The organism is Aestuariivivens sp. NBU2969 (assembly GCF_019931125.1).
Classification (GTDB): Bacteria; Bacteroidota; Bacteroidia; order Flavobacteriales; family Flavobacteriaceae; genus Aestuariivivens; species Aestuariivivens marinum.
Genome location: NZ_JAIOUU010000050.1, coordinates 1 through 2,475, shown reverse-complemented (window position 1 = coordinate 2,475; position 2,475 = coordinate 1). Strand labels below are relative to the sequence as shown.

Genomic DNA, 2,475 nt, shown 5'->3' with positions numbered 1-2,475 from the left:
GTATTGTGGTTCCAATCAGCCAAAATATTTCTTTTTTTCTCAAACTTTAATTCAGATTACGGTTTTTGGGACATTATGCACAACGGTCTCGGCTATGATTTCGTTGTGGAATCATCCGCAGGATTATTCCGTCGAAATCCAGCCGTTTGATTTATACTTTTATTTTGGTGTGGCACAAAACCACAATGAATTATAGCCATTGTTGTAGCACGTTTTTTTATTCTATTTTTTCATTTTCCAACTCCGCAAATTTTTGTTTGTCAGTTGGTTTTATATCAACTAATTCAAATCGATTTTTGTCCAATTGCTTAAAATCAACTTGACTCAAATAATGCTCAACTGCTTTTCGGTCAATCATTATTTTTCCTCCACCAGCCCAATGTCTATCCGTTCCGTTTTTTTTAACTCCAGAAATCCAATATTCGTCACCATTTTCTATGTCATAGTAGTTTCCAGATATTCCACGAGCGTTTGAATTTTTAAGTGCCTTTCCGTTGAAATAAACAGTTCTTCCAGTTTTTGAAAATTCTGCCATTCCAATCCAAGCTGGTCCGTTATCTCCAAATCCACTTTTAAGTTCAATATATCTTAATTCAGATTTCATTTATTATTAAGGTCTTTGAGATACTTTCTAAATTTTATCATTTTTATTCCTGGAAAAACCATAAATACAATTCCGAAAACACATCCAAATAGACTAATTGTTTGTGGTGGTGTTCTTTTACTTCCTAATCGGTGAAACAAAATTGACACGATAAAAACTACAAGTCCAATTATAAATGGTGTTAATAAATTCCGCCAAGATTTTTTAATATTTTCTTCTGTCATTTCAGTTTTCTCAAATGTGCTACAACGTCTCGGCTATGGTTAGTACGGGATTAAAAAGCGATTAATTTCCGATTAAGCAGTTAGCCAAAACTTTTTATTTTGTTTTATCTTTTTTTGTTTTAAAGCCAAATCAAAAGATTTGGCGGACTTGGTTTAAAGCTCTAAGCTTTGGGTTAAGTACAAAACCCGTATTAACTATAGCCATTGTTACCTGCTGGCTTTTTTAGTATTCAGCCTGGATATTTCCATTTATCATCCAATGTTCGTAAACTTCTTTATTTCGACCTTTTAATAAAGTTCTACTTAAATCATTACATTTTTTACTCCAGTAAAGACCTTCGTATATTCCAACAACTAATAAATTATCTATTTCCTTATCATTTTTGTCTCCTAAATAATTAAAGAAAGAGAAAGAGTCGATAATCAGTTTGTTTGGTTTATCTAATTCAGTTATTTGTTCCGAAAGTCTTAAACTTAAACCTCCATAAACAACATAAAGTAAATCATCAGAGCAATGGTCACTCATCTTGTCAAATTCTGGCACTCTTTTATATAATTCCGTGACTAATGGATGTGCAAAAGCTTCTATTTCGTTAGAATCTTTATTTATTTTAACTTCATTTCCATAGCTAGTGTTATTATCGAAAATTAAGTCAGATGTATCTGAGTTTCCAAAATTTATTGCTTCAACTAAACAATTAACTATTTCAGTTTTTGTTAAATCACAATTATGAAAGTCCGTTGATTTTAGGTTGCAATCCGAAAACCGTGCATTTCTAAAATTAGAATTCGAGAAATCGACTCCAAAATAACAATTCTCAAACATCGCGTCTTGGAAATTAGAATCAGCATAGGATTCTCCGTTATCGAAATCCACATTCCGATAGAATCTTTGTCCGTTTTGATAATGCTCCAATATTTCTTTTTTTGTTTTCAATCTTGTTTCGTGCTTGCAGGTAACGGTCTCGGCTATGAGTAGTTGCGTGGTTTAGCGGTTAACTTTGCAAGTACAAACCGAACTGAAAATCCGCGAGGATTTTCAGAAGTAGGCGAGAACAAGCAATTACTTATAGCCATTGTTGTATGCAGTATTTTTTGATTCTATTATATCTTCCATTACTTTTTTACTCCATTCTGTTAATTCAGTTTCCATTTCGTCTTTTCCATTTGGGTAAAATAATATAAATCTTATTTTTAGTTCTTCAAATGCTTTTAATACGTTTTCATTTTTAACTTCAAAGTTAAAACGTAGAACATCAATTACTTCGTCAGGATAAAGAGTCGGCAAAGAGTTATTAGTTATTTTAATAGTCTTTCCATTTAAAAGTTTTGTATAGTCATAATTTCGTCCGGCTCCATCTGTTCTCCAATTAAGATTTATGTATTTATTGAAATTATCAAAGTAGATATTTACTTTATAATCCTTTTCGTATTTCTCACCTATGTTTTGAACTCCTGTTTCACAAGTAAAAATTGTTTCTTCTTCTCCTATTTCCTTAATACCGATAGAATATCCGCTTAATTGTAATTGAGATTTTACTTTTCGACCATAAGTTTGGACTTCCTATATTAGACTGGACACAAAGATGAGAGAATATGCTTGCTAGTTATTAACTTAGCAAATATGAGAAGTAAACCCAAACATTA

At 31.6% G+C, this 2,475-nt stretch carries 4 protein-coding genes; 1 reads left to right on the top strand and 3 read right to left on the bottom strand.

The window, feature by feature from the left end:
* Positions 1-196, top strand: a 196-nt coding sequence (locus K7G79_RS14630) for a hypothetical protein (protein WP_223552339.1), incomplete at its 5' end; no start/stop codon positions are given.
* A gap of 21 nt (positions 197-217) precedes the next feature.
* Here the strand turns inward: K7G79_RS14630 and K7G79_RS14625 are convergent.
* The 3 genes from K7G79_RS14625 to K7G79_RS14615 form a co-directional block, all read right to left on the bottom strand.
* A complete protein-coding gene (locus K7G79_RS14625; protein ID WP_223552338.1) occupies positions 218-604 on the bottom strand; it encodes a hypothetical protein in 387 nt (128 codons plus the stop codon).
* A gap of 447 nt (positions 605-1,051) precedes the next feature.
* Positions 1,052-1,765 carry a pentapeptide repeat-containing protein gene (locus tag K7G79_RS14620; protein ID WP_223552337.1) on the bottom strand — a complete coding sequence of 238 codons (714 nt, stop codon included), beginning with the start codon at positions 1,763-1,765 and terminating at the stop codon, positions 1,052-1,054.
* Between the two features lie 126 nt (positions 1,766-1,891).
* On the bottom strand, positions 1,892-2,116 hold the full coding sequence (locus tag K7G79_RS14615) for a hypothetical protein (RefSeq protein ID WP_223552336.1): 225 nt from the start codon (positions 2,114-2,116) through the stop codon (positions 1,892-1,894).
* Positions 2,117-2,475: the final 359 nt, after the last annotated feature.